Genomic DNA, 26717 nt, shown 5'->3' on the forward strand with positions numbered 1-26717 from the left:
GGATCAGAAGTCCACGCCAGCTTGCTTGCGCAGCTCTTCCAGAGCGGTTGCTCCGTCATAGCCGTCCGCCGAGATGGCTTCGGACCACGCTGTCTCGGCATCTGCTGCCTGAGACTTGATCGCATCAACCACTTCAGCTGGCGCTTCGTAGATCTCGATCCCGGCCTTTTCAGCCTCGGCATTGCCTTTCTCGTCGGCACCGATCCAGGCCTGGCCGACCAACTCAGCAAAGGCTTCGCCGGAAATTGCCTCAATGGCGGCCTGATCTTCCTCAGAGATCTCGTTCCACTTTGCCTCGTTCATGACCATGAACCACGTTGTGTTGTAGATACCGCCCGGCACTTTCATGGTGTACTTGACGTCGCCGGTCAGCTTGAAAGCCGCCAGAGCGTCGAAGGGGAACGTCACACCATCGATCACGCCACGCGAAAGCTTCTCATAGACCTCGCCCGAGGACATGAAGAGTGTCGTGGAGCCCAGACCCGACATCAAGTCCGAGATATATCCGCCGGGCACACGGATTTTCAGACCGGAAAAGTCATCCGTTGTCTCGATCTTGCGAACATTGTTGTGCAGCATGCCGGGGCCGTGCACGAAAAGCCCCAGAAGTTTGGTGCCCTCATGTTCTTTCTGCGCTTCCAGCGGACCGGAATAAACATTCCAGAACGCCTTGGAACCAGCCACAGCATCGTCACCGATGAAAGAGAACTGACCGATCCGCGAGCGGGTGAAACGGTCATCGGTGGTAAAGGAATGCAAGCCATATGTGATGTCAGCAATCCCTTCGGCAGCCATATCGTAATGCGCCGGGGGCGGGCCCATCGGCTTAGCCAGAACACGCACGGTCACTCGACCATCGGTGACGTCTTCTACCTGCTTGGCCCATGGTTTGATCGCATTCACCACGATCGGATGGCGCGGCGGCAGCCAGCTTGAAAGCGCCAGCTTTGTCTCGGACGCGGCAGTCGTGGCAATGGTCATGGCAGCGGTTGCTATACCCGCAAAAAGCAGGGCGTTGCCCTTCAGCTTGAGTTTCATAGTGTCCTCCCTAGGATTACGTGATGTCTGCAGCTTTGAGCGCCTGGCTCAGGACCTCGCGGTCGCCGATATGGTTTGCCAGTATCAGGATAAGCCGCGCATTGACGGCATCGCTCTCAGCCTTGGTCTTGCCTTCATGGGTCGCCAGCAGGTCGGCATAAAAATCATCGGTCCCGTCGATGTTCGGCGTCAGGATCAGATCGCTCATTGGCTTGCCTCCTTCCCGGTGGCGCGGCGCAGGGCGGTGCGCATCAGGGTTTCATTGAAATTGTCCCGGCGGGCCGCAACGTGTTGGTCCGGCCGGATCAGGTAGACTGCTGAGTTTGCTTCGCCGAGATAGCGTTTCTTCAACTGGCCGGTCGGGTCGTCTCGGGTCGAAAGCGCCAACCGGCGGGCCGTGATGCCGTCTTCCTCCAGAGTTTCGGGTGCCTCTGCATCGATCGTCAGGAGGATGAATTCATCACCCAGCTTCGACAGCAGGAATTCGTCGCCCAGCGGCGCGTCGGGGCAGGGGGCACCGGGCTGTGTCCGCTCTGGGCCACCCGCCAGCGCATCGGCCGAATTGAGGCGCGATCCACTGTACACACAAGGAACCGAAAGCCTGCCAGAATTCACCATCGGCCGTGCAAATTCATATTCGCCGCTCAGGCTGAGGACAGCATCGCGGAAAATCCGGCTGGTCTCAGACTTCGGTGTGATGAAATCGGTCGAGCGGGTAGAATTAAGGATATTCTCGTCCGCGCCGTGGATGCGTTCCGCATTGTAGGTGTCAAGCAGACTTTCCGGTGCTTTGCCTTGCAGCACCAGCCCCAGTTTCCAACCCAGATTGTCCACGTCCTGCATGCCGGAATTGGCACCGCGCGCTCCGAAAGGCGAGACCTGATGGGCCGCATCACCGGCAAAGATCACCCGACCCGAGCGGAAGCTGTCCATGCGCTTGCACTGGAAGGTGTAGATCGAGGACCAGACCATCTCATAATCGACATCCCCCAACATTGCGTCCAAACGGCGACGGATGTTCTCTTCTTTCAATTCTTCCTTGCGGTCCACATCCCAGCCGATCTGGAAGTCGATCCGCCATACATCGTCGGGCTGCTTGTGCAACAAAGCTGACGCGCCCGAGCCGTGGGTCGGCTCGAACCAGAACCAGCGTTCGGTGGGGAAATTCAGATCGCCCTTCAGCTTGATGTCGGCGATCAGGAAGCTGTCCTGAAAGACGCGGCCGCTGAAATCCAACCCGAGCATCCGGCGCAGAGGCGAATTGGCACCATCGCAACCGATCAACCAATCAGCTTCCATCGTATACGGTCCGTCCGGTGTCATCACCGTCAAAACGACATGATCGTCGCGCACCTGAACCGTATCCACCCGGTTCTTGCCGCGCAACTGGATCGGGGCGCCTTTGGCCTGCAGCTCGCGCAGACGGTCGATCATGTATTGCTCGAAATAGGGCTGCTGAAGATTGATGAAGGCGGGGTATTTATGCCCGTCTTCCGGCAGCAGGTTGAACTCGAACACCTTGTCGTCACGGTGGAACACCTTGCCGAGATTCCAGACAACGCCCTTGTCCAGCATCGGCTCACCGCAGCCATAGCGATCAGCCACTTCCAGGCAGCGCTTTGCGAAGCAGATCGCCCGGCTGCCCATGCCGATACCTTCGTGGTCGTCCAGCACCAGTACCGGGATGCCCTGACGCCCTAAGTCCAGCGCGGTGGCGATACCAATCGGCCCCCCCCCCATGACCACGACCGGGTGGCGAACCGGTGCGTCGAGGTCCTGATCCGGCGACTTTTCGTACGGGTAGCTTTTGTAAGCCAACGTGTAACGGTCATCGAACATTGAACAATCCCTTCCCTTCAGGCGGTCAGCCCTGCAGCTGTTCCCACATTTCCAGATCTCGTTTCGCCGTCCATATGCGTGGCGTATCGATGCCGCGGGCCTCGTCATAGGCGCGGGCAACATTGAACGGCAGACAGTGTTCGTAGATCGCGTAGTCCGCGAATTTCGGGTCGCACGCGGCGCGCACGGCATCCCAGGCATCTTTCAGGCTGCCGCCGCCGGCGGCGACGCGGGCGGCCGGGCGATAGGTGCTTTCGACGAAGTCACGGGTGGACTCGATTGCCGCTTCAACCATGTCTTTGCCGACCAGCGCATCACCCCGGCCGGGTGCAATAGCATCAACGTCAAAAGCGGCGATATTGTCGAGTGTGCCACCCCAGTCATTGAAATGGCCGTCACCGCAGTAGCAGGCCGAGTGGTATTCAACGATATCTCCGGTGAACATGACGTTCTGGTCCGGGATGTGAACAACGATGTCTCCGGATGTGTGAGCACGACCTAGATGCATCAGATCAACGCGTCGGCTGCCGAGGTAAACACTCATGCGATCTTTGAAGGTGGTGGTGGGCCAGGTCAGTCCGGGAATGCTCTCATGGCTTTCGAACAGGCGTGGGAAACGCTGAAACTCACTGTCCCAATCTTCCTGACCGCGCTCGGCAACCTGCGCCCGAGTTGTTTCGGACATGAGAATCTGATCCGCACCGTAAGCCGAAGCGCCCAGCACACGGACTGCGTGATAGTGGGTCAACGCCAGATGCGTGATCGGTTTGTCGGTTACTTCACGGACCTTCTCGATCACCTTGTTGGCCAGACGTGGCGTCGCCTGCGCTTCGACGATCATCACGCTGTCATCCCCGATGATCACGCCGGAATTGGGGTCCCCCTCGGCAGTAAAGGCCCAAAGTCCGTCGCCGACCTCGGTAAAGCTGATGGTCTTTTCGGTCAAATCTTCCTGAGATGCGAATGCCTTAGCCATCGTTTTCTCCAACAGTAAATTGCTCACGCGACTCATAACGTTTCATTTGCAACGACTATCGTTGCAAATGAAACTAATGTCAATGCTGTTTCGTTTGGAGCAATTGGGTTGGGTTTCGTGCACCGAGGGCACTCCCGCCCGAAGTGTGCCTTGCGAATTCGGAAAAAGGGGCGAGCCTCGTTGTCTGCTCGTCGGCCAGCCTATCATGGCTGCTCCTGGCACCGCTCCGCTATCTCAGGCTTAAATGACGCAGTGCAGGGAAACCCAATGCACACTGACCCTAATAAGCCCAATTTCATTGGCAGGGTGTGTTGCCCAACGCGGGCTCCCTTGATTTCACGGTGCGTTCCCCGCGTGTCAAAACCTATCAGGCCCGTAAGGGGTCAGGTTGGTATCGGTTCTACGGTTTGCAATGATGTCGGCCACCACTCGGCCCGTTGTCGCGCCAAGGGTCAGGCCGAGTTGCCCGTGACCTGTGGCGATTACGACATTGCCGAGGCTACGAGGCCGCCCAATTACAGGTCGCGTGTCCGGCATGAAGGGGCGGCGGCCAGCGCGCCTTTCGCCGTTTTCTGTGTTGAGTCTTGGAAGCACTCGGCGTGCGCGCTCTACCAAAACGTCAGCACGCCGCCAGTTGGGCTTTGACGAAAGACTTGCGAATTCGATGGTACCAGCAATGGCCAGCGCATTCTCATGAGGCGTGATGCCAAAGCCGCCAGAAGGATAGAAGACGGTATGCTTCAGATCGACACCCGGCTCTGGAAGACCGGTCCAATAGCCCATCAAACCTTCCATTGGGAGCTTTACGCCAATTTCAGCAGCCAGCGCCTTAGACCCAATGCCAGCGGCAAGAACAAATTCCTCGGCCTCCAAGAGATCGCCGTTCTGCAGCCGCACTGACTGAAGCAGACCGTCCGTCCGTTCAAACCCACGCGCGTCTGACGCAACCACTTCGCCGCCTCGCGCCAGAAAGGCTCGATGTAGATCGCTCACCAGTCGGACGCTGTCTGCCACGAAGCTCCAATCGCGCAGCACCGAGGCGTATTGAAAATCCGGGGCAATCGCAGGATCAATGTCGTGCGCTTCCGCGCCCGGAATGTCCTCGATCGTGCAGCCCAGATCGCGGGCCAGATTGAAGGCGGCGCCCATGCTTGCCTTATCAGAGTCATCTTCAAAAAGCTTTATGATTGGCCGTTCGACGAGCATATCCTTGATGCCATATTCGGACATCTGGCTTTTGAAATCAGCCGTGGCCCGGAAAGTCAGCTGCGCCAGATCGGTAGCAATGGCACGCATTTTCGGATCGGTGGCATTCGCAACAAAACGCAGAAACCAGGGAAGCATGCGTAGTGCTGAGGCGGGGCGCAAGGCAAGGGGGGCTTCGGGGTCCATCAGCAAACCGGGGACCTTCCAAAGTAGGCCGGGCTGGGACAGCGGGACAATCTCACCAATGGCTATACAACCACAGGAGGCCCAGCTGGCACCCTGGCCGATCCTATCCGGCTCAAGGACAGTAACCCGATGGCCATCCGCCTGCAGGGCCAGCGCAGCGGAAATTCCCACAACACCGCCGCCGATGACGATGATCTTCTTCATTCAGCCCTGGCCATATCACGCAGTTGCTCAAGCAATTCGCTGCTGACGGCCACGCCATCTGTGCCAGATGCGGCGCGCTTGGCCAAACGACCATCACCGGGTACACGGGCGTTGCTATTGCCTTCGATCTCGGCGCAGATACGGGTGACATAGTCCTTAAAGCCTGCGTTGCCGAACTTTGCCGGATCAATTGCGATCAGCGTCGCACCGCCCTTGATGTTGAGCGCGCCATGGGCCTCGCGATCTTCGTTATCGACCGACAGTGCCCCCCCGGCAAGTGCTGCACCCAGTATTTCGATAAGCAACGCTATGGCGCTGCCTTTGTGAGCGCCAAACGGCAAGAGGCTTTTGGTCTCAAGAATGGCATTCGGGTCATTGGTGGGGTTGCCGTCACGATCCAGCCCGCCATCTACGTCCAAATCATGGCCTTCAGCAGCGGCCATGCGAACGTCCATCAGAGCGACAACCGAGGACGCCTGATCCCAGACAATGGGCGCTTTACCATCGCGTGGACACGCAAAGGACATCGGATTGGTCCCAAAGACGGGCTTGGTACCGCCATGTGGAACAACCATCGAGAGCGAATTGACCACGCCAAGCGCCACAAGCCCGGCCTCGGCCAATGGTTCAGTGTCAAAGCGCAGGCCGCCAAGGTGATGACAGTTGGCGCAAGTGAAGGCGGCGATACCATTCTTGCGAGCCATCGCGATCAGTTGTTCGCGGCCCTGTTCGGCCGCGATCTGGAAGTAACCGTTGTCGCCATTCCCGCGCATAACGCCGGGTGCGGTTTCGGTAACGGTCGGTTTGGCGTCGGGGTTCGCATAGCCCGAAGAAAAGCTTTGTACATAGACAGGCAGCATCCGCAGTCCATGGCTACGGGGTCCGTCGCGCTCGGATTTATAGACCAGCTCTGCCAGAACATCGCTGCCGCTGTCATTCATACCGGCATTGGTCAGTATGGCTTTGGCCAGGGCTCTGACCTCATCAAGCGAGATTGCCGTCGTTTCCATTTGAACCTCCTAAGCGCTGATGCGTTCGTTGTACGCTTGCTTTTTGTTCGCCACAAACTCATCAAGTGCGCCGCGAATGTCATCCGGCATAAGGGGCTGAACATAGTTGGCAAGCATGGTGCGCGCGGCTTCGCGGCCAACTTCATCTGCGTTCCTGGCTCCTTCCAGCTCCCATTGCTCAAAGCTGTCATTGTTTTGCAGCGGGTTCATCACCATCGGGTTTTCGCGCGTGTGATCCGTGCCAAGGAAATGCCCGCCGGGGCCGATACGAGACACATCGTCCAGGATGCTGCTCAGGTTTTCGGTTTTCAGACCAGAGAAGAAGCGGTGGTAGCCTTCCAGTTGGTAGCTGTCATGGATCCACTTGGAATAGCTGACACCAAGCGCGCCTTCGACGAAACCGGCAGAATGTACCACAAAGTTGCAGCCGCCCAACAGCACAGGCCACATGGTATTCGCGCTGTCGAATGCGGCCTGAAGGTCAGGTGACTTGGAACCGGACCACATCGTGCAGGAACGCCAAGGTACGCCATAGAAACGCGCCATCTGGCCAACAAGCAGGTTCATCAACCCCGGCTCTGGCGAGCCCATCATTGGCGCGCCGGTTTTCATCGAAACGCCCATGATTGCCACACCCAAGACCATCGGAGCGCCGCGGCGGATGATCTGCGAATAAGCCATACCTGCGAGGCTTTCGGCAATCAGCAAAGCGACGCCGCCGGTCGGACTGGCGGGGGTCGAAGCGCCAGCGAGCACGAAGGGTGACAATAAGCAAGGCTGATTTGCGCCTGCATAGACGCGCAGGCTTTGCAACATCGTATCGTCCCAGACCAGTGGGGTATTGCAGTTCAAAAGTGCCGCGACGACGACGTTTTCATCAACAAACTGCTCACCATGCACGATACGCAGCATGTCCATCGTCTCGCGGGCAGCTGTTTCGGAGAGGACCGAGCCTTTGATGGGTTTGTCCGTCAGCGTCAGCGCGGCGTGCACCAGCTCCAAATGGCGCAGCGGAACCTGCACATCTTGCGGCTCTGCCGGAAGAATACCGGGGACGTGCATACTCTGACTCATCTGCGCCAGTTTGAAGAAGTTGTGCGCGTCCTCCAGCATCGAAGGCCGCCGAACCCCGTCGAGCCCATAGACAAACGGCGCACCATAGGCATTGGCAAAGACCGTGTCGCGTCCGCCGACGCGGGCTGAGCGTTCAGGATTGCGGGCGTGATAGTCCCAGTCATTGGGCACAGAAGAAATCAGGTCCATCAGCATTTCGCGGCCGATCCGCACGCGCTGACCTTCGACATCTGCGCCAGCGCGTTTCCAATCTGCCAGCGCCACCGGATCCCGAAACTCGATGCCGATCGTTTCCAAAATGGTCATCGCCGCGTTGTGTATTTCTTCAACGCCCTCGGGGCCGAGGAGATCAATTGGTCCAACCTGCCGATGCAGGGTGGAAAGATACACCGGCGGGGGGTTGGTCCGTGCCGAAACCCGCGCAGCGCGTCCCCCGGAACGGCTACCGCGCCGCGACTTTGTCTGTCCTTCGGTCATTGCCTGTCCTCCGCTCATGCACGCGCCCGAACGCTGGTCGGGTCATAGGCGCAGATGTCGATCACCTCGCCATCGCGCAGTTCGTTGTGAATCTTCACTTGCAGCTTGCTGCCCGGCTCCTTGAGCTCTTGCGGCACCAGCGCCATCGCGATGTCATGCTGGCAGTAGTATGAGAAGCCGCCGGAAGTCACGCGGCCGACGATCTGGCCATCCTTGTACACCGCCTCATAGGCGATGACCGATGTATCGCAGAATGGCAGCTTGATAGTGACAAGCGAGTTGTAGTTGCCTTGAGATTTCTGCTTCTGCAAAGCCTCTTTGCCGATGAACTCGCGTTCGCGCTCTACTCCCTGCACCTTCTGGGTGAAGGCGACGAAGCGATCAAGACCAGCCTCAAAAGGTGTCATGTCCTTGCAAATCTCGCGGTTGATCGCGCGATAGGACTTGTCCAGGCGCATGGACTCGAGCGCCAGTGCGCCGAAGGGTTTGACGCCCGCATTAAGCAGTTGGTCGACGATGTGGCGGTTGTAATTTACCGGATGGTGTAACTCCCAACCAAGCTCGCCGGTGTAACTGACGCGCAAGAGCCGCACGCCTTTGGCATAGCCCACTTCACCCATTTGCGCCGAAAGCCATGGGAAAGCTTCGTTCGACAGGTCGTTGTCCGTCAGCTTTTGCAGTACCTCGCGGGATTTAGGGCCAGCAAGGGCAACAACGCCGAGCTGCTCGGAAATATCTTCCATGACGACAGAGCCATCCTGCGGCAACTGCTTGCTCAGAGTATCCCAGTTGTAGACCTGCCCGTTCGGGGTTGAGACGAGATAAAACTCATTCTCCGCATCCCGTACGATGGTGTATTCGGCGTCCATACCTCCTTTGGCGTTCAGCATCAGAGACAGCGTCATCCGCCCGACCTTGGGCAGCTTGTTTGCCATCAACCAATCAAGCCAAGCGGCAGCACCCGGCCCCTTCACGGTAAATTTGGTCATGGGCGACATTTCAATAAAGCCCGCCTCTTCACGTGTGGCGCGGACTTCTTCTGTCACATGGTCCCAGGCGTAGGTTTGACGGAAGCTGTGGACAGGGATCGCCTCTTCGGGGGAAGGCGCAAACCATTTGGGGAATTCGTAACCGTTGTAAGTTGTCCAGACCGCGCCCTCAGCTGTCAGAAGATCATAAGAGCCAACTGTGCGCATGGGCCGAGCGGAATAGCGGTCTTCGCCCGGAATATGCGCTTCCATATGCGTGCCCCAAGTCTCGCGCACCTTGTCCATGGTCCAGCGCTTTGAGGCGTAGTCACCAAACCGGCGCGGATCGAGTTCTGACATATCAATCGCAGGCTGACCGTCGAGGATCCATTGGGCGAGCTGGTTGCCAACAGTGCCGCCCCAAAGGATGCCGCCGGGCATACCTTCTGCCAGCCAGAGATTGTCATGCCCCGGTGCCGGGCCTGCAAGCGGCAACTCATCCGGCGTCATCTGAAACGGGCCTCTGGTATTGGCTTTGATACCGACTTCGCTCAGCACTGGCACCCGCTCGATCGCACGCTCCCATTGGGTTTCAACAGCGTCGAAATCCTCGGGCAACAAATCCGCGCCGAACTCGGGGGGTACGCGGTCTTCGGCAAAAAGCTTCAGGTCTTTTTCGAATTCATATGGCCCGAACTGAATGCCGCCTGTGTCTTCGCGCAGATAGGCGCCATAGTCCTCGTCGCGCAAAATGGGATACTCCGGAAGGCCCTGCTTCTTGCGTTCTATCAGCTGGGGTACTGTTTCCGTGGTCCAGTACTGGTGAACGATCGGGATACAAGGCAGATCCAGCCCGACGCGGCGCGCGTTTTCGCGCGCATAGTTTCCGGTGGCGAAAACAAGGTGCTCGCAGGTGATCTCGCCTTGATTTGTGACCACTTTCCAATGTCCGTTCGGCAGCTTCTCGTAGCTTTGCGCCTCGGTGTTCTGATACACTTTCGCGCCTGCATCCCGCGCCAGCTTTGCCATGGCTTGCGTGATGTCCGCGGGGTTCACATAGCCGTCTTCGGTGTGCAGGATGCCGCCTTGTATGTTTTCGTTCTGATTGAGAAGCGGGTGTACCTCGACGATTTCTTCTGGCGTCAGCAGCTTGCAAGGCACACCCGCGGCCTCTGCCACAGACAGGTAGCTTTGAAACTCATCCCAACGTTCCGGCGTGTTTGCCACGCGCAGCTGCCCGACTTTGCGCAGGCCGACCGACGAGCCCAGTTTTTCCTCAACTTCCGAATAAATGCGGATTGTCTCCAATGTCATCTTGGAGACGTTGTGTGAGCGCACGAACGTCACCAGCAAACCCGCAGCGTGCCACGTTGACCCGGCGGTTAGCTGCGTGCGTTCCAGCATTACCGCATCGGTACAGCCATGTTCTGTAAGCCCATAGAGAATGGACGCTCCGACACATCCACCACCAACGACAACTACCTTTGCATGGGACTTCATTGGGCACTCTCCGATTCTGTGCAGACTTGTCGAATTTTATTGTTGTTAAACTGCCGGATTGACGTCCCTTCAATTGCAATAAAATTTTCTTTGGATTAGGTGAAGTAACTCGAATGTCGACGGAGCATGAAGCTTTTATCTTTGTTGAACCCGTCACAACTGAATGGATTTTACCCGTGACTGGATACTCCCATCTACCGATGCGAGCCCTGATCAGCTTTGAAGCGGCCGCACGACATGAAAGTTTCAAGGGCGCTGCGGCCGAACTCAATGTTACTCCGGCCGCCATCAGTCACCAGATCAAAGCGCTTGAACATGAGTTGCGCGGCAACCTCTTTCAACGCCTGCACCGCCGCGTGGAACTGACAGAAAAGGGTGCGTATCTGCTGGTTGCCATTCAAGGTGGGTTCGATCAGGTCAGTCAGGCTATGGATCAGCTGAAATCCCGCCAAAGCCGTAGTGCTGTCACGATCCATTCCACCACTGCTGTCAGTTCTCTTTGGCTGACACCCCGGCTTGCGGAATTCTGGAAATCAAACCCAGATGTCTCGGTTTCGCAGGTGGTTAGCGACACGGATCGAAACGAAGGAACCTGTGACCTGAGTATCCACTATGGCGATATGTCCAGTGAAAGCGCTGAGTGCATGCGGCTGTTCAATGATCGGATCAGTGCGCTAGCCAGCCCCGAGTTTGCCCGCAAGCATCCGGTCTCTGCGGTGTCTGATTTGGCATCGGTGCCCCTTATTCAGCTTCGCCGGGCGGAAAACCACTGGACCACTTGGGAACAGTGGGCCGAAGCGCTGGGCTATTGCGGACCGTTGCAGATGTCGCATTTCGTAAACAACTATGTCATCGCTCTACAGGCCGCGCGCGACGGGATGGGTGCTGTTCTGGGCTGGGAAGGGCTGACGGCTAACCTCACTGAAACCGGCACCTTGGTCCGTTTGCTGCCCGAGTCCCTGTTGTCGCCATTGGATTTCTATGTCGCGCGTCACAATCACGATTCAAGTCAGGTGGATCGGGTGATCGAATGGCTTTCGAATAACTAATGCATGCCAAAAGTCTATGGACATGGGTTGGATCGATCCGGTGTTACAATTGAATCTGTTACTCTGTTACTCGACTTAGTGGTAAGCATCTTGCCCACGTAAAAGTTCTTGCGACCTTTCGAGTGCAGCGAAAGGAAGGGTCATTGGTATTCGGTTTGATCGAACAGCCGGATGCGTCGTACTTACCAACGATCGATATGTTTGAGGCCCTTCACCGGAATAGCTTCATCTGACAGCGATGTATTGCTATTCGAGCGGTTCCTTGCGCCGTTCCAATGCCGACTGCGCGAGATGTCGTATCTGGTCTGGCTCCATTTTCCGGCCGTAAGCCAACCGCTGGATGCAATAGCGATAGACGCTGTCCATCGCCAAATACAGCGAAAGACCAGAATTTCGGGGCATTCCAAATTTTGCGGCGAGTTCTTCGCAAATCTCAATGTAGCTTGCTTCGATGCCTTCGACCTTGTCATGCAATATTGCATCGAACAAAGCCTGATTTCGAATGTCATACCAAAGACGGTGTATGCGTGAGTTGTCGATAACCGATTGTGTCAATGCCTCGATATAGGCGGCCCGGGCCGCTTCCGGTGAAAGCTCTACTTCTAGCGCACCGGACAGTCCGGCGATGAAGCGTTCCACATGGATGTCAATGCAGAACAGAAGCAGATCTTCTTTGTCTTCGAAATAGTACTGCAGCTTGCCAAGCGATACTCCGGACGAAAGCGCGATGTCGCGCATTGCAAGGTTTGCGTATCCGATTTCAGCCAGCGCGGTTATTGCGTACTCGGCCAGTTCCCGGCGCACTTCGTCCCGCTTGGCGCTTCTTGTCTTGGCGCGAATCTCGGTCTTCGTCGACATATTGACCTCTGATAGCCCTGAAGTAGTCGGGCACGGCTGCCGCGTCCCGCCAGAAAGGATGTTCGGAGCATTTATCACAATATCAATACATTACAACAGTACAATTTGGCGATACAAAGAAACAATACAAATGTATTGAAAAAATGTATGAACCGTGAAATATAAGCTGTCAGAAGCGACAATTAGGGGAAAGCCATGGCGGTGACTGAAACAGAGGCCGACTATCTGGTAGTGGGTGCGGGCGCGATGGGAATGGCCTTTGCCGATACGATCCTGAGTGAAACCAGCGCTACCGTCGTGATCGTCGACAAGAATGATAAGCCGGGCGGTCACTGGAACTACGCTTACCCTTTTGTGCGCCTGCATCAGCCTTCGGCTTACTATGGTGTGAACTCGCGCGCCCTTGGCAGCGATCACATTGATCAGAGCGGACTGAACAAGGGAATGCGGGAACTGGCCAGCGTTTCCGAGATTCTGGCTTACTTTGATCGGGTGATGCGGAACGACTTTCTGGAGAGCGGGCGTGTTGCGTATTTCCCCCAATCGGAATTTTTGGGCGATGGCAGGATACGTTCAATCGCAAGTGGCCGGATCACTCAGGTCAACGCGCGCAAGACAGTCGACACCACATATATGAACGTCAAAGTTCCGCAGACCGATCCGCCCAAGTTCCCAATTGATGAAGGTGTGCGCTGCGTTGCGCCAAACGCGCTGGCGGCATTGCCGGAAACCCCGGACCGCTTTGTTGTGATTGGCGGCGGCAAGACAGGGATTGATAGTTGTCTCTACCTTTTGGATCTTGGGGTCGACCCAGAACGTATCGACTGGATTGTTCCACGGGACAGCTGGCTGCTGGACCGGGCGAACGTTCAGCCTGCTGGCACCAATGGTGTCAGTGTCTTGCAAAGCATCTTGATGCAGATTTCCGCGATCTCCGAGTCGACCTCAGTGGATGACATGTTTACCCGCGTCAGTGCTTGCGGCGGGTTGTTGCGTCTGAGCGATGATGTGACTCCCAGCATGTACCGTTGCGCGACTGTCAGCCGGGCCGAGCTTGAGGAATTGCGGCGCATTCCGAATGTGATCCGCAAAGGTCGGGTTCAACGGCTTGAGGCGGGCAGGGCAGTACTGGATCAGGGTATACTGGAAACACCCGAAAATACGGTTTTCGTCAATTGCACCTCGGACGGTCTCGAAAAAAGACCTCCGCGTCCGGTATTTGACGGGGACCTCATTACAATTCAGGCTGTACGACCCTGTCAGCAACTGTTCAGCGCTGCGCTGATCGCCCATGTCGAGGCAACTTACGAAAACGACGCGCAAAAGAACGCGATTTGCGAACCAACGCCGCACCCTGACAGCGACATGGATTACCTGCAGTCCATTGGCGCCACACTTGGCGCACAGATGAAATGGGCCGCAGATCCGGAATTGCTGAGCTGGCTGGTTGACGCACGCCTTGACGGTATCACCACACCTGACTTCGCGGCCATGATGCATGCCGCTGCCCAGCCCGGGGGCGATGCGCTGCTGCAGCCAGCCATGATCGCCATGGGTAAAATCTCGCAATACCTGACGCAAAAGCAAGAGGTGCCCGCATGACAATTGCGCAGCACCGGATGCTCAAGCACGGGCTGATCATCTTGCTTATGGGGTTGATCGGCGGGGTTCTGATGGCCGTCAACATGGTTGGCAAAATCGCGCTCGAGCCCCTGCCGGTGGTCATCGACTATGCCTTACCTGGCGAGACTTCGCGCTGGCGGGCCGTTCATGTGGGCAATCTGATGAATGGTCTCATGGCGATCGGTCTGGCATTAGCCCTGCCCCATGTCTCGCTGAGCGGGCGCACCGAAGCCTGGGTGTCCTGGGGCATCGTGGGATCCGTCTGGGCCAACTTTGTGTTCTACGTCTTTGGTGTTTTTGCCCCCAACCATGGTGTTTCCATCAGCGCCAATCCGCTGGGCGAAGCAAGCTGGCAAGGCGTCGTCGCCTATGTCCCGGCGACCATCGCCGCCTATGTTAGCATTGCGGTCGTAATTCTGCTGTTGGTTCGGTTGAAACCTGCGGCTTGAGTAGTTGGTAGTATGAGTTGTCCCCAATCACATCAGTCCTTAGGAATTGCTGAATGAGCACTAATCTTTCTCTCATTCCCGGGGGTGCATTTGCCCTCGTAATATCAGCGGGCGCCGCATTGGCGGCTCCGGACACGCCAGACAGTGAAATGGTTTCGGTCCCCGCCGCCACGTATGAAATGGGCTGCGATCCCGCAGTTGACGAAATCTGCAGCTATGTTCCGGAAGAATACAAGCATACGGTTACGATCGATGCATTCATGATAGACAAATACGAGGTCACGACACGCCGCTACACCGCTTGCGTCGACGCAGGTGTTTGCTCGCAACCTACAGTCGGTGGCCTGATGCATTTCGGCGATCCTGACTCGGATCGTTGGCCAATCAACGGAGTGAACTGGTATCAGGCCAAGGAATTCTGCGAATGGGAGGGCAAGCGTCTGCCGACTTCGGCGGAATGGGAACTGGCTGCGCGGGGTACCGACGGGCGCATTTACCCATGGGGAAACCAAGCGCCCGATTGCAAGCGCGTCGTCATGGATCGCGCTAACGCGGGATACATGGGTTGCGGCAGCGGCAATACGCTGAAAGTCGGGTCAAAACCAAAGGGTGCCTCGCCATATGGCGCAATGGATATGGCTGGCAACGTATGGGAGTGGGTCTCGGATTGGTATGACGAGAGCTATTACTACAACAGCCCCAAAAAGAACCCCAAAGGGCCAAAGCGCGGTGACCTCAAAATCACCCGGGGCGGCGATTTCCTGAGCCGCCAAGCCTACGAAGTCCGCTCGACTGGACGTTTCCCATACTACCCGAGCAACCCCAGCCCGGCCATCGGCTTTCGCTGCGCGAAGTAAGATTAGGAGCGTATTGAGATGACAAAATCCCAAAAGGCGATCATCGCGGCCGCTGGTCTGTTTGCTATCCTGGGCGCTGTGCCCACTAAGGGCTTCAGCGCAAATCATAAGGAAATGGTCACCGTTCCCGCGGGTGAGTTCCGCATGGGGTGTAAGGACTCGGATGGTGTTTTCTGTGTGCCAGGGGCAAATGCCCACACCGTTTATCTGAAAGAATACAAGATCGACAAATACATGGTGACATTTGACCGGTATCAGGAATGCATCGACGCCGGATATTGCAGCGAGCCCTATTACGGTGCGGCCTGCAACTATCAAATGAGCTGGGCGGGCGACCATCCGGTCAACTGCATCACCTACGAACAAGCTGAACAAGTCTGCTCGTACGAGGGCAAGCGCCTGCCGACCGAGGCCGAATGGGCCAAAGCGGCTCGTGGTACCGACGGGCGGATCTACCCATGGGGCAACAGCCCGAAGTCGTCGTGCGACCTGGCCGTCATGAACCAGAAACGCGGTGGCAAAATGGGCCCCGGTTGTGGTGCTGGAACGACGCAGCCTGTTGGTTCGAAGCCCAAAGGCGTGTCGCCGTATGGCGCAATGGATATGGTCGGCAACCTGTGGGAGTGGACCAGCGACTGGTACGACGATCTGCCCACCTCAGCCCAAAAGAACCCCAAAGGCCCCAGATGGGGGGATTATAAGGTACTGCGCGGCAGTTCCTGGACATCCCGGTATCAGGATGAATTGGCACTGACCGTGCGCTTTCCCTACGCGCCGAAGGGCCAAGGATACGTTATCGGCGCGCGCTGCGCCGCAGACTAAGCACTAACTGACAATAGCCTCGGCGGCTTGGCCGCCGAGACACAACAAGACGAGTAAGCATAATGACCGATACTGGAACCGGCCTTGGGGCCGAACCAATTGTTGTTGCCGATCGACAGCTGTTGCAGGTTCGCTCGCCGATCACGAGTCTGGCAGATGTTGAGGCGCTGGAGCGCGAAAAACCCTGGGCCGACCGGGTCAGCGCCAAGACAGTCTATCAGCAGTTGCTGCAGACTGCCGGGTCGCAAGGTTGCAAACCGGCTGCCAGCTTTCAGCTCAGCGCTGATCCTCGCGATCCCGGTGTCACGCTCAGCTGGACCGAGTTGAAAGGCCGGATCACTCAGGCCGCAAACTTGTTTCGCTCACTCGGGGTCGCCGATGAGGATGCGGTCGCATATCTGTTGCCCACAACCCATGACACATTGATTGCCCTGATGGGGGCAATGACGGCCGGAAAGGCTGCCCCGATCAACCCGACGCTGGAGCCTTTGCATATCGCGGCGTTGCTGCGCGAAAGCGGTGCCAAGGTACTGGTGACGCTGAAATCATTCCCGCAGACCAATTTGGCTCAACTGGCCCATGCAGCCGCAGCCAACGCACCAAACATCAAGTCGGTGATCGAAATCGATCTGTTGCCTTACATTCCCGAGCCGACGCGCAGGCCGGTCGATGCCATGCGCCCACCCCTTGAGATCACGCATAACGCGCAAGTACTGGATTTTGCCAAGGCTCTGGCCGCCCAGCCTGCGGACGCGCTGACCTTTGAAGAAAGTCAAGGAGACCGGGTCTGCGCCCTGTTCCACACCGGCGGAACAACCGGAATGCCAAAAATCGCGCAGCACCGGCAGTCGGGCATCCTGTACAACGGCTGGCTGTGTTCCGAGCTTGTCTATACCCCGGACGAGGTCGTTCTTTGCCCCGTTCCGCTGTTTCACGTCTTCGCGGCCTATCCGATCTGGGCTGGTGTGCTGAGCGCGGGTGCCCATGTCGTTTTCCCTACTGCCGGCGGATACCGGGGCGAGGGCGTGCTCCAGAATTTCTGGAAACTGATCGAAAAGTGGCGCGTGACCTTCATGACCACGGTGCCGACAGCAGCAGCGGCATTGATGCAGGTTCCGGTGGATGCCGACATCTCCTCGCTCAAGGGGGCGTTCTGTGGTTCTGCACCGCTGCCGCAGGAACTGTTCCGGCGGTTCGTCGAGGCAACCGGCGTCGAAATCCAAGAGGGTTATGGCATGACCGAAGCCACCTGTCTGGTGTCGGTCAATCCCGGGTTTGGCGAGCGCCGCATAGGGTCGGTGGGGTTCCGGTACCCGTATACCGATATCCGCATCGTTGACGGTCAGGCTGATGTCGAACCTGGCGGGATTGGTGAAATCTGCGTTGCCAATCCCGGGGTTTTGACAGGTGAAACATACACCGATCCCACAAGGAACGAAGGGCTTTATCTGGACAATACGCACCTGCGAACCGGCGATCTGGGGCGCGTGGATGACGAGGGCTATCTGTGGATCACCGGCCGTGCCAAAGACATGATCATTCGGGGTGGGCACAACGTCGATCCGGCAATGATCGAAGATGGCCTGGCCGGACACCCTGCCGTCGCATTTGTCGGCGCAATCGGTCAGCCTGATGAAAAGGCAGGAGAACTGCCCTGCGCCTATGTCGAACTGGTGGATGGGGCGAACGCTTCGGTCGAGGATCTCATGGCCTTCGCCGCCGAGCGGATTCCGGAACGCGCGGCGCATCCCAAACATCTGGAAATTTTGAACGAGTTACCAAAAACCGCCGTCGGCAAGGTGTTCAAACCCGCGCTGCGCAAACTCGCGATCACCCGCATCTATGACGCTGCCCTGAAGGAGGCTGGGCTGGCGGCATCGGTGCAATCAGTGACCGACGACAAACAGCTTGGCCTGACTGCGCAGGTCGCGGCGGCCAAGGACATTGCGGACGATCAGATTAACGCCGCCCTCGGTGGCTTCACCCGGCCCTGGGTCAGACAGACCTAGGAGCCACACATCGATCCCGGACCGCTCCCAACAAAAACTGCGGCCGGAACTTTCCAGGGAGGAAACAGTGAAAACCCTAAACACCATGACCGTGATAGCGGGCCTGATGGCCGGCCCCGCAATCTCTGGCGGCATTGAGGCATTTCCGACGCAGAACCACTTTCTGTTCGAAGACGGTCGGTACGCAGAATTCACCTATGTTTACATAGATCCCAAGAACTCGGGCACTGAAGCGGGTCAATCGACGGGGAATGTGACACCCTCCGTCAGTGGCGCGTCACTGGCCTACAAGCAGGATCTGGGCAGCGACTGGGTGCTGGCCGCCCGCGCGTTCAAGTCGTTGGACTACCGGATCAACTACCCGACCGGAACATCCGCACCTTCAGCCGGTACACATGTCGATTATCGCGGGTATGCCGTCGACTTTCTGGCGCGATACAAGTTCAACCAGAACTTCAGCGCTTATGGCGGTGTAAGGCTGGAAAAAGTGACACGTTTTGAAGGTGAACTGGTCAACTCGGGCTTCCCTATTTACGGTCTGGATGCTGACGGTGACGTTGAGCCGGGCTTTATTCTGGGTGCAGCCTATGAAATTCCGGACATCAATTTCCGGGCCGATCTGACCTACACCTCCGAAATCAAACATACACTGAGCGGCACCCAGACAACGCCTTTGACCGGCTCTGCCTCTGTGTCCACACCATTTGTGTCGCCGGAGTCCGTCAAGTTCAATGTTCAAAGCGGCGTGAGCAAAAACCTGTTTGCGCTCTTTGGCGTCAACTGGAGAAACTGGAAGGATGCCACGGTTAATCCTCCGGGTGCTGGTGGTCCCATCCTGGAATTCACCGAAGACTCGGTCGATGTGCAGCTTGGTCTTGGGTATCTGTATAACCCCAACTGGTATTTCTACGGCATCCTGTCCAGTTCCAATCCCGAAGGCGGCATTGCCGGGTTCGATTATGACAATGGTGGCCGCGGGATCACGCTTGGCACAATCTTCACGCAAGGCAATACCCGGGTGATATTCGACTATACCTACGCCCGTTTTGGCGATGTCGATAACGGTGCGACCGGTCTGCAGATCGATGGTGCCCGCACCAACGCGCTGCGCCTGTCCATAGCTCAGAACTTCTAATCACACATGCGTGTGGCGTGCGTTGGTACGCCACACGCGCCCCAAATGAGAATAGTTTTCTAAGGAGCTCGTCATGTTTTTGAGGTACATAAGGAACTTGGTGTCAGGCTTGATTGTGGCGGCGGTTGCGGGGCTTGGTCCGGCTGTGGCCGACGAGATTGATGACGCCAAATCCGTTGTCGAAAAGTTCTATGCTGCCTACATCGCCAACGACTCTGCCACGCTGGCGGGTTTGTTTTTCCCGTCGGCAACCGGACAATACCGGACCATAATTGGCTATGGCATCCCTGACAGCGTCACAAAATTCACCGCAACTGATGCGGGTGGATTGGGTGATGCCGAAATACCTGAAGAGTATCAGCAATACATGCAGGATTATAAAGAATTCGACCACGTGTACAAAATCCGGTCCGCCAAAAAGTCAGAGGAAAATGTCCGTGTCGAGGGACGGCTGACGTCAAAATACACCACGTCAGATTACAGGGGAAAAAACATTCAGGACGATGTTTTTATCATCACGTCCCAAAACGGTGAGCCCCTGATACTGCGTTATGAGGGAACCGGAAGGTTCAAGTAACGCCTCGTTAACTTCTCCGAATGCTCGACGAACGCTTAACCACTCTCGCTTGATAGCGGCGCCGAGCGTCTTAGTTTGTCAAAAATGAAAATAGTGATCGCTAATAGCACTTCGAGGACAACCAGACATGCTTGATCAAGACAAAATGCCAGAACAGGCATTCCAGATACTCAAACCCGAGGCCTACACCTCGGAAGAATGGTTTGCGCGTGAAAACCGCGATCTGTTTTCTAAAACCTGGGGTTTCGCAGGCATTGAATCCGACCTGGAAAACCCTGGCGACTACATTACTGCCAAGGTCGGCAATTTCACCTTGCTGGCCATTCGCGGAAATGATGGGGAGTTGCGGGCCTTTCATAACGTTTGCCGTCACCGGGGAACCGAATTGGTGGATCGAGGCTGCGGCAACACTGGCAAGACCATCGTTTGCCCGTACCACCGTTGGACCTTTGGTTTGGATGGTGCACTGCGTGGCGTTCCGGATCAGAAAAGCTGCTTTCCTGAACTGGACAAAAAAGCCAATGGCCTGCACCGCGCCTCAGTTGGTGTGTTCAAAGGGCTGGTTTTCGTCAATCCCGAACCGGATCAGAACATTTCTGACTGGCTGGGCGGTGTGCAGGACGTAGTCTGGCCCCACGACATCGACAGCAAGGAATTGGTGGACTTCGGAGAGATCGTCACCTACGAGATGCAATGCAACTGGAAGGTCTTTTTCGAGAACGCTATCGACGGATATCACCTGGCATACCTGCATGAGAACACACTCGGCGGACCGACGCAGGACAAGAATATCTGGGATGCATATGGTGACAATCTGGTTTGGTATTCGACGGAGAACGGAATGGCCCGTTCGAGAACGCCAAATTTTGTCACTCGAAACATGGACAAATGGCGATCCAAAAAGATTCCCCACGCCGAAAAGGAAGGCTATGGTGGCGTCTACATATTGTTTCCGACAACGTTGATCGTTGCCAACCCGTGGTCCTTCTCGGTTTCGGTTATGGAGCCTGTCAGCGCCGAAGTTACCCTGCTGCATGCGCGGGTCTGGGCCGCCAAATCGTGGATGTCGATGCGCGGTTCGGTTAAGGATATGCCCGGCTACGACAAGCAAAGCGGCATGATCAAATCATCGCACTGGACCAAACACCCATTGGAAACCAATGACTTCCAGACCGAAGACGTCTACGTCGCTGAAAAAATGCAACGCGCTTTGCATTCGCCGAAATACGGTGTTTCCGATCTGGCAAACGGGGCAGGGGCTGAATCTCCGCTTACATACTTTCAAAGCTGTGTGAACCGTTACATGAGGTAACGCTTGCGAGGTTGTCAGACCCGAAGAGTGACGTGACGGCGCGTGCCTTGCGCGCCTTTACAGCCACACCTGCGCCCAAATCCACTACGTCAGGGGAAATCTTTGGGTTGGGTTTGATGTTTTTTTGCGGCCAGTTAGACTGTCATCGTTTTCCCTGCAAAGTTGCAGGGCACCAGATTTTCGAGCGCCGAATGTGGTTTAAGAGTGTTGTACCGCCAATGCCGCGCCTTCAGTGTGTCACGGGCATCAGCCCGTGGGCTGAAGAGCGTTTCGTTTAAACATTCATCGCGCAGCTTGCCGTTGAAGCTTTCGGTGAATGCGTTCTGTTAGAGATTGGCTGGCGTGATGTCGTGCCAACTGCCCCGGTCTCCTGCACCCACCGCGGCACAACCATACCGATGAGCATTGTGCCGTTGTCAGAGATTATGGTAGCGGGCCGGCCGCGCTCCAAAACCAGCCACCAGCGCTTGGTTCACGCTTTCTTAGTGGACAGCTCGAATGGAATTCGGACCCGGCGACCTTCGGTCAGAGTAACAAAACCCGTATGCAGCGCAGGACCCCGCATACGGCAGGTTCTATCTCACGATTCTGAGCTGGTGCCCCAGAGTCTGGCTGAGGAACAGTTTGGGCCACTCGCTTTGGGGTTGTTGAAGAACTCTTCCGGTTCGTTCTGATCCAAAATCTAGTCGGCATCCATAAAGATCACGCGAGGGGCGACCTGACGAACAAAGCCCATCTCGCTGTTACGCAGCGCATGGTCATACCTTCCTTGTCATTGCACCGAGTTGGCAGTGCTACGGCTACTCTTCGGAGCGTCCAAGTCACGCGCAGGATCGGCGAAGGGTTGCGCAACCGCTGGCCAGTACGGAAGCTTTCGCTTGGTCAGGGCGATGTTTTGAAACGCGGGCTGAGTTCCACCGGGGCTGGCGACCTGAAAGATATGATCCGAAATCTGACTGAACGGCCCATAAAAGTGGAATAGGGATTTCACAACCACGACCGATTTTTCCGCCAGCCGAATACCGACCTGTTCGAAGGCTTCGGGGTGATAAACCTGAACGCGCAGGTCGTTGACCAGCAGATCAATCTCGCCCTTAAGCCGTAACCAGACAACTGTACCCATGGGCTCCAGGCCCGTACCCAGATGCTGTCCCAAGCCCGTTTCGATACCCATGACGGTCACATTCAGGTCGATTGGATTTCCCGAAACGACGCCTGTTTTACCGCCAAGCCGAACAGTCAATCTGCTGCCAACGCCAGCATCCTGACAAATGCGCACGACGCCGGGGTCCCAGAACAAGCCGCTGGCAAAGTTGGTCAGACCGCGCGCCAGCATCGCTTCCAGTACGTGGGTGGCGTCACCCGGCGCGCCGCCGCCGGAATTGTCCCCCATATCCGCCAAAACACATAAGCCGGGTCTTGTGCCGACCTTATTGAGGGCGTCGCGAATTGGCAGATAATCCGTCGTCACGTCTTCGCGCAGGTCAAAGAAACGCCGGCCCAGCCATTCTGCCAGTAGCGCAGCCATGTCGGGATGATCGTCCGTGATGACCAGCATTCGGGCACCAACATCTTTGACATCTGCCCAAGGAAACCCATGACTGAGCGAGACGGACAGTACGCCGGGATTGGTCTGGGTTGCGGCCATTTCGGCCACAAATTCCTTCATTGCCCCGGCTTTGGTGAGATAAAGGTTCACCATGCGGGTATCGAAAAACGCCATCCGGGGCGTGATTTCCCCGGCATACGTGCGCTGTGCCAGATCGAACAGCTCGGTCGCGCAGGCGCTGGCATCGTCATGCGGGTATTCCCGGAAATGCACGATCAGATCGCTGGCTTCCAGCATCTTGTCTGTCAGGTGAGAATGCAGGTCCAGCGACACCCCAACCGTCGCATCCGGACACTGGGCGCGAACACGGGCAAGAATGTCGCCCTCGCAATCCTCGATATGCTCGGAAACCATCGCGCCGTGGAGTTGCAACAGTATGATGTCTGCGCCACCGCAATCTGCCAGATCAGACAGAATTTCGCCGCTCAACGCATCGTAACATGCGCGCGTGGTCGGTCCTGCAGGCTCGGCTATCGCGGTCAGGCTTTCGACGACCTGCCAATCCAATGCCTCAGCCTTTTCGCGCCAAACATGAAGCGCCTCGGTCATCAGGTTAGGCGGCTCTTGCGTCGCTGTTCCATGGCGCAGGAAGTACTCCTGGAACCCCGACATCGCGGTTGGCATTGTGCAGAAGGTATTCGTCTCGGTCGACAGAGTTGCAATAAAGAGTTTCATAAATGTCCTATCCCCAATACGTCAAAGGATGACTGCACGAGCCATCCCCTGCGCATTCGCGACGCTAGCATAATCCGGCGGTTATTCCGCTTTCCACCAACGTTCCATAAAACTGCTGCCATCCAGATCGAGGTTTGAGCCAAATTTCTCGGGCGTTCCAAGGGTTGGGCGAGTGGCAAAAACGTAAGAGGCGAACATGGGGATCGCGACACCGCCCTGATTGGCCACGATTTCCTGCATCTCGCCATACATCTGGCGGCGTTTTTCGCTGTCCAGCTCAGCTCGGGCCCCGACCAGAAGCGTGTCGAACTTCTCGTTTGACCACAGAGATTCATTCCAGGCGACGCCGGATTGGAACGCCAGTGAGAACATCAGATCCTCGACCGGACGCCCGGCCCAATAGCTGGCACACCAGGGCTTTTTCGTCCATACCTCGGACCAGTAGCCATCATTGGGTTCCCGTTTGACGGTAACGTTGATCCCGCATTTCGCGGCCGAATTCGAAATCAAAGTCGCTGCGTCCACCGCGCCGGGGAAGGCAGCGTCGGAAGACGACAGCTCAACATCCAGCGAGTCCAGCCCAGCCTGCTTCAGGTGGAACTTCGCCTTGTCCGGATCGAACGTCTTTTGTTCCAGTTCGGCATTGAAGTACTTCTGCCCGGACCCGATCGGATGGTCGTTTCCGACTTGTCCGTAGCCGAGCAAGATCTTGTCTACCAGTTCTTGCCGATCGATACCCCATTTGATTGCCTGACGGACATTGTTGCCATCAAATGGTCCAACATTTGTCAGCATCGGGAAGGAATAGTGCTGAGTGCCCGCTACCGAATGCAGCGTGACATTGGGGTCCCGAGAAATGAACTTGGCCGTTTTGGGATCAACCTTGTCCGCAACGTCGATTGTTCCTGCCGACAGAGCCGCCATACGAGCGGTGGTGTCGAGCAGCACCAGCAGTTTCCATTCATCGACATGCGCAACATCAGGGTTCCAGTGGTTGGCGTGCCGGACCAGATCAGCCGAAATACCCGGCTGGAAACTCTTGAGCTGATAGGCACCACAGCCAATGTTGGATCGCCAGTCAATGCTATCCCCGTCGGCGGGCAGAATGGCAAAACGGTAATCGCTGAGTATGGCCGGGAAGTCCGCGTTGCCGCCTTGCAGCTCGAAAACAATGGTCTGTGGACCGTCGGCCCGCAACGTTTTGACGCCAGCCAACAGAGGGGCCCCGGTCGAGGTCGACTTTTCACCCCGTTGATAGTTGATCGAGGCGATCACGTCGTCGGCTGTCACGCTGCGGCCATTGTGAAACTCGACCCCGTCGCGCAGGGTGAATGTCCAGACCGACGCATCCGGCGACGCTTCCCAGGACTGAGCCAGGGAGGGCTGAACATTGCTTTCGGCATCGATCGCAGTCAGGAAGCCGTTTACCCCAAGGCTGAGCGGGATCAGAAAGCCGGCGGCAATCTGGCCGGGATCAAGCTGTTCAGTAGACCCCCCGTGACCAATCCCTGCAACCATGCTGCCGCCCTTTTTGGGCGTAGCGGCAATGGCGCGATCTGCCAACAATGTCGCAGCGCCGAGGGTCATGCCGGTAGCCAAAACCCCACGCATGAATTGACGGCGATCGACCTGACGCATTTGCAGGCGCTGCTCCATCTGCCGGACGTATTGAAATTTATCCATCGGTTGACCTCCCCTGGGCATAGCTTTGTTGCGCGCAGGATCGCGTACCGAATATGCCTTAACAATAACGCCACGTTATGCTCTCTTTAGCGAGTTTAAGCTCGAATACTCGGGAACTGTCATGCAAAACAATCTGGCGACCAATCTGCGTCACCTCTGTGCCGATTACCCGTCTGTTGCATCGGTGTGCCGCGATATCGGCATCAATCACCAGCAATTTGCAAAATACCTCAGTGGTCGCAGCGCGCCCTCGCCGAATAATCTGCGCCGTATCTGCCGCTTCTTCGACATCAACGAGGGCATTCTGTTGGGCGCCCCAGAGGATTTGCGGCGCCATACAACCCGCCTAGCAAAAACCGACGCAGATCGACGGCGCGACCCGTTAACCGATGCCTTCCCGGGTGATCTGCAAAAGTTGCGGCCGTTCCTGGGGGCCTACCAAATCTTCTTCCGGGCCCCGAACGATCCGACCAAAGCAATTATCAACGTGGCGTTCCTGGATGAACGAGACAGATTGGTCTACAGCCGGATTATCGAGGCCCTTGGCGACGACAAAACGAAAACCCGCCGCTGGACGAGATGCGATGGAAAGGTCGCCCATCGCGCCGGCCAGATATTCGTCGTAGACTCCGAACGTGGTCCGGACGCTCCTCTCTGCCTCTATATTCTGAACAAACCCCACCGCGACAAAACCGGCCTCCTGTTTGGCACCATGTCCTATCTGGCGTCCTTGTCGGGTCGCACTCCAACATCATCCCCTGTCGTCTGGAAAAAGGTTGAGAGCTACCGCTCGGTCCGGGAACTGTTTTCAAGTTGCGGAAAGATCGATCTGAACAGCAATAGAATAGACCTGAAAGTCCGACAGCACCTGACCTCGCCGGGTGTATAGCCAATCGAGGAATGCCGTCCACCAAAAGGATCTATTCCGCGATTTTGGTAACCATCTGAAGGTCGGAATTTTCTACGGTTGGGATTTGCCGGGCGCTATGTCGTGCCAACTGCCCCCGGCCCGCTAATTGTCTGATTGCTTCTGGACCATTGACCAGCCCGTTTACGACGCAAGCAGCGGATTGTGCCGAGCGCGAAGCCGATCACGAAGAAAGAGATCGCAGATTTTTCCATTCCCGGCCCAGTGAGAACAGATGGCGTCACATTCGTGGTCATGGCCGCTAAATACCTGCTCTGCTCACTCAAATTGTCGCGGTCCCGGATATGGCTTCGCCGTTTGACCCCAGGAGCATGGTCAGTTTCGCTTTATCGGATTGCCGAGTCATGGGCACCGGCAAGGGTTTTGATGGAATGGACATCTCCTGATCTCTCATCTGATAGGTTTTGGAGATGGAAGCCGTCAGGAGGTTAGCAAAATGGCGGATTTGGACCTTGTCGGCATAGATCTGGCGAAGAATGTGTTTCAACTTCATGGGTGCAGCTCCACGGGCGAGGTGGTGTTTCGTAAACAACTCAGACGCAACAATCTTCTGTCGTTCGTTTCTGAACTGCCAGCGTGCACCATTGCGATGGAACCTTGTTCCGGGAGCCATTATTGGGGTCGAGAATTTGAAGCGCTCGGACACACGGTTC

At 56.7% G+C, this 26717-nt stretch carries 22 protein-coding genes and 1 pseudogene; 10 read left to right on the forward strand and 13 right to left on the reverse strand.

The window, feature by feature from the left end:
- Positions 1 to 3: 3 nt before the first annotated feature.
- From MHN28_RS20505 to MHN28_RS20540, 8 genes are all read right to left on the reverse strand, one after another.
- Positions 4 to 1038 carry a TRAP transporter substrate-binding protein gene (locus MHN28_RS20505; protein WP_239344427.1) on the reverse strand — a complete coding sequence of 345 codons (1035 nt, stop codon included), beginning with the start codon at positions 1036 to 1038 and terminating at the stop codon, positions 4 to 6.
- Between the two features lie 16 nt (positions 1039 to 1054).
- Complete coding sequence (locus MHN28_RS20510; RefSeq protein WP_239344428.1) at positions 1055 to 1246, reverse strand: DUF2783 domain-containing protein; 192 nt, start codon at positions 1244 to 1246, stop codon at positions 1055 to 1057.
- Positions 1243 to 2877, reverse strand: coding sequence for an FAD-dependent oxidoreductase (locus MHN28_RS20515; RefSeq protein WP_239344429.1), 1635 nt, complete (start codon positions 2875 to 2877; stop codon positions 1243 to 1245). The genes MHN28_RS20510 and MHN28_RS20515 overlap by 4 nt, the downstream gene beginning before the upstream one ends.
- Before the next feature lie 25 nt (positions 2878 to 2902).
- Entirely contained in the window at positions 2903 to 3853 is a 951-nt protein-coding gene (locus MHN28_RS20520; RefSeq protein ID WP_239344430.1) for an MBL fold metallo-hydrolase, read from the reverse strand.
- Between the two features lie 357 nt (positions 3854 to 4210).
- A complete protein-coding gene (locus MHN28_RS20525) occupies positions 4211 to 5449 on the reverse strand; it encodes an FAD-binding oxidoreductase (RefSeq protein WP_239344431.1) in 1239 nt (412 codons plus the stop codon).
- Positions 5446 to 6459, reverse strand: coding sequence for an Ldh family oxidoreductase (locus MHN28_RS20530; RefSeq protein ID WP_239344432.1), 1014 nt, complete (start codon positions 6457 to 6459; stop codon positions 5446 to 5448). Before MHN28_RS20530 ends, MHN28_RS20525 begins: the two co-directional genes overlap by 4 nt.
- A 9-nt stretch (positions 6460 to 6468) precedes the next feature.
- Entirely contained in the window at positions 6469 to 8010 is a 1542-nt protein-coding gene (locus MHN28_RS20535) for a trimethylamine methyltransferase family protein (protein ID WP_239344433.1), read from the reverse strand.
- A 14-nt stretch (positions 8011 to 8024) separates the two neighbouring features.
- Entirely contained in the window at positions 8025 to 10478 is a 2454-nt protein-coding gene (locus MHN28_RS20540; RefSeq protein WP_239344434.1) for an FAD-dependent oxidoreductase, read from the reverse strand.
- A gap of 113 nt (positions 10479 to 10591) precedes the next feature.
- Here MHN28_RS20540 and MHN28_RS20545 point away from each other — a divergent pair, with 113 nt between their 5' ends.
- On the forward strand, positions 10592 to 11527 hold the full coding sequence (locus tag MHN28_RS20545; protein WP_239344435.1) for a LysR substrate-binding domain-containing protein: 936 nt from the start codon (positions 10592 to 10594) through the stop codon (positions 11525 to 11527).
- 246 nt (positions 11528 to 11773) lie between these two features.
- Here the strand turns inward: MHN28_RS20545 and MHN28_RS20550 are convergent, their stop codons facing one another.
- Positions 11774 to 12385, reverse strand: coding sequence for a TetR/AcrR family transcriptional regulator (locus MHN28_RS20550; RefSeq protein WP_239344436.1), 612 nt, complete (start codon positions 12383 to 12385; stop codon positions 11774 to 11776).
- A 195-nt stretch (positions 12386 to 12580) separates the two neighbouring features.
- Between MHN28_RS20550 and MHN28_RS20555 the strand changes: the two genes are divergently transcribed.
- The 8 genes from MHN28_RS20555 to MHN28_RS20590 all read left to right on the forward strand — a co-directional run bounded on the left by MHN28_RS20555 (position 12581) and on the right by MHN28_RS20590 (position 21169).
- The gene (locus MHN28_RS20555) at positions 12581 to 13987 is read left to right on the forward strand and encodes an FAD/NAD(P)-binding protein (RefSeq protein WP_239344437.1); all 1407 of its coding nucleotides are present in this window, start codon (positions 12581 to 12583) and stop codon (positions 13985 to 13987) included.
- Positions 13984 to 14457, forward strand: coding sequence for a hypothetical protein (locus MHN28_RS20560; RefSeq protein ID WP_239344438.1), 474 nt, complete (start codon positions 13984 to 13986; stop codon positions 14455 to 14457). Before MHN28_RS20555 ends, MHN28_RS20560 begins: the two co-directional genes overlap by 4 nt.
- A 53-nt stretch (positions 14458 to 14510) precedes the next feature.
- Complete coding sequence (locus MHN28_RS20565; protein ID WP_239344439.1) at positions 14511 to 15314, forward strand: SUMF1/EgtB/PvdO family nonheme iron enzyme; 804 nt, start codon at positions 14511 to 14513, stop codon at positions 15312 to 15314.
- Positions 15315 to 15332: 18 nt separating this feature from the next.
- A complete protein-coding gene (locus tag MHN28_RS20570) occupies positions 15333 to 16136 on the forward strand; it encodes a formylglycine-generating enzyme family protein (protein ID WP_239344440.1) in 804 nt (267 codons plus the stop codon).
- Positions 16137 to 16198: 62 nt separating this feature from the next.
- Positions 16199 to 18145 carry an acyl-CoA synthetase gene (locus MHN28_RS20575; protein ID WP_239344441.1) on the forward strand — a complete coding sequence of 649 codons (1947 nt, stop codon included), beginning with the start codon at positions 16199 to 16201 and terminating at the stop codon, positions 18143 to 18145.
- Between the two features lie 67 nt (positions 18146 to 18212).
- Positions 18213 to 19280 carry a hypothetical protein gene (locus MHN28_RS20580; RefSeq protein WP_239344442.1) on the forward strand — a complete coding sequence of 356 codons (1068 nt, stop codon included), beginning with the start codon at positions 18213 to 18215 and terminating at the stop codon, positions 19278 to 19280.
- A gap of 73 nt (positions 19281 to 19353) precedes the next feature.
- The gene (locus MHN28_RS20585) at positions 19354 to 19857 is read left to right on the forward strand and encodes a hypothetical protein (protein ID WP_239344443.1); all 504 of its coding nucleotides are present in this window, start codon (positions 19354 to 19356) and stop codon (positions 19855 to 19857) included.
- A 127-nt stretch (positions 19858 to 19984) separates the two neighbouring features.
- Positions 19985 to 21169 carry an SRPBCC family protein gene (locus MHN28_RS20590; RefSeq protein WP_239344444.1) on the forward strand — a complete coding sequence of 395 codons (1185 nt, stop codon included), beginning with the start codon at positions 19985 to 19987 and terminating at the stop codon, positions 21167 to 21169.
- Between the two features lie 134 nt (positions 21170 to 21303).
- Here MHN28_RS20590 and MHN28_RS20595 read toward each other — a convergent pair.
- The 3 genes and pseudogenes from MHN28_RS20595 to MHN28_RS20605 form a co-directional block, all read right to left on the reverse strand.
- Positions 21304 to 21483, reverse strand: a pseudogene (locus tag MHN28_RS20595) (transposase); the annotation flags it as partial.
- A gap of 458 nt (positions 21484 to 21941) precedes the next feature.
- Positions 21942 to 23453, reverse strand: a complete 1512-nt coding sequence (locus tag MHN28_RS20600) for a M81 family metallopeptidase (RefSeq protein ID WP_239344445.1) — start codon at positions 23451 to 23453, stop codon at positions 21942 to 21944.
- Positions 23454 to 23534: 81 nt separating this feature from the next.
- Complete coding sequence (locus MHN28_RS20605; protein WP_239344446.1) at positions 23535 to 25136, reverse strand: ABC transporter substrate-binding protein; 1602 nt, start codon at positions 25134 to 25136, stop codon at positions 23535 to 23537.
- A gap of 121 nt (positions 25137 to 25257) precedes the next feature.
- Between MHN28_RS20605 and MHN28_RS20610 the strand changes: the two genes are divergently transcribed.
- Positions 25258 to 26025, forward strand: coding sequence for a helix-turn-helix transcriptional regulator (locus tag MHN28_RS20610; protein WP_239344447.1), 768 nt, complete (start codon positions 25258 to 25260; stop codon positions 26023 to 26025).
- A gap of 301 nt (positions 26026 to 26326) precedes the next feature.
- Here the strand turns inward: MHN28_RS20610 and MHN28_RS20615 are convergent.
- A partial coding sequence (locus MHN28_RS20615) for a hypothetical protein (RefSeq protein WP_239344448.1) occupies positions 26327 to 26717 on the reverse strand: 391 nt, incomplete at its 5' end.

The sequence above is a fragment of the Ruegeria sp. Ofav3-42 genome (genome assembly GCF_022347725.1).
Lineage (GTDB): Bacteria > Pseudomonadota > Alphaproteobacteria > Rhodobacterales > Rhodobacteraceae > Ruegeria.

Bases quoted from the DNA above. Each gene is read 5' to 3' on its own strand.
- MHN28_RS20520 (WP_239344430.1), bottom strand. From the start codon at position 3,853: ATGGCTAAGGCATTCGCATCTCAGGAAGATTTGACCGAAAAGACCATC.
- MHN28_RS20540 (WP_239344434.1), bottom strand. From the start codon at position 10,478: ATGAAGTCCCATGCAAAGGTAGTTGTCGTTGGTGGTGGATGTGTCGGA.
- MHN28_RS20510 (WP_239344428.1), bottom strand. From the start codon at position 1,246: ATGAGCGATCTGATCCTGACGCCGAACATCGACGGGACCGATGATTTT.
- MHN28_RS20585 (WP_239344443.1), top strand. From the start codon at position 19,354: ATGTTTTTGAGGTACATAAGGAACTTGGTGTCAGGCTTGATTGTGGCG.
- MHN28_RS20555 (WP_239344437.1), top strand. From the start codon at position 12,581: ATGGCGGTGACTGAAACAGAGGCCGACTATCTGGTAGTGGGTGCGGGC.
- MHN28_RS20550 (WP_239344436.1), bottom strand. From the start codon at position 12,385: ATGTCGACGAAGACCGAGATTCGCGCCAAGACAAGAAGCGCCAAGCGG.
- MHN28_RS20505 (WP_239344427.1), bottom strand. From the start codon at position 1,038: ATGAAACTCAAGCTGAAGGGCAACGCCCTGCTTTTTGCGGGTATAGCA.
- MHN28_RS20515 (WP_239344429.1), bottom strand. From the start codon at position 2,877: ATGTTCGATGACCGTTACACGTTGGCTTACAAAAGCTACCCGTACGAA.
- MHN28_RS20530 (WP_239344432.1), bottom strand. From the start codon at position 6,459: ATGGAAACGACGGCAATCTCGCTTGATGAGGTCAGAGCCCTGGCCAAA.
- MHN28_RS20610 (WP_239344447.1), top strand. From the start codon at position 25,258: ATGCAAAACAATCTGGCGACCAATCTGCGTCACCTCTGTGCCGATTAC.
- MHN28_RS20525 (WP_239344431.1), bottom strand. From the start codon at position 5,449: ATGAAGAAGATCATCGTCATCGGCGGCGGTGTTGTGGGAATTTCCGCT.
- MHN28_RS20570 (WP_239344440.1), top strand. From the start codon at position 15,333: ATGACAAAATCCCAAAAGGCGATCATCGCGGCCGCTGGTCTGTTTGCT.
- MHN28_RS20560 (WP_239344438.1), top strand. From the start codon at position 13,984: ATGACAATTGCGCAGCACCGGATGCTCAAGCACGGGCTGATCATCTTG.
- MHN28_RS20535 (WP_239344433.1), bottom strand. From the start codon at position 8,010: ATGACCGAAGGACAGACAAAGTCGCGGCGCGGTAGCCGTTCCGGGGGA.
- MHN28_RS20605 (WP_239344446.1), bottom strand. From the start codon at position 25,136: ATGGATAAATTTCAATACGTCCGGCAGATGGAGCAGCGCCTGCAAATG.
- MHN28_RS20565 (WP_239344439.1), top strand. From the start codon at position 14,511: ATGAGCACTAATCTTTCTCTCATTCCCGGGGGTGCATTTGCCCTCGTA.
- MHN28_RS20600 (WP_239344445.1), bottom strand. From the start codon at position 23,453: ATGAAACTCTTTATTGCAACTCTGTCGACCGAGACGAATACCTTCTGC.
- MHN28_RS20575 (WP_239344441.1), top strand. From the start codon at position 16,199: ATGACCGATACTGGAACCGGCCTTGGGGCCGAACCAATTGTTGTTGCC.
- MHN28_RS20545 (WP_239344435.1), top strand. From the start codon at position 10,592: ATGTCGACGGAGCATGAAGCTTTTATCTTTGTTGAACCCGTCACAACT.
- MHN28_RS20590 (WP_239344444.1), top strand. From the start codon at position 19,985: ATGCTTGATCAAGACAAAATGCCAGAACAGGCATTCCAGATACTCAAA.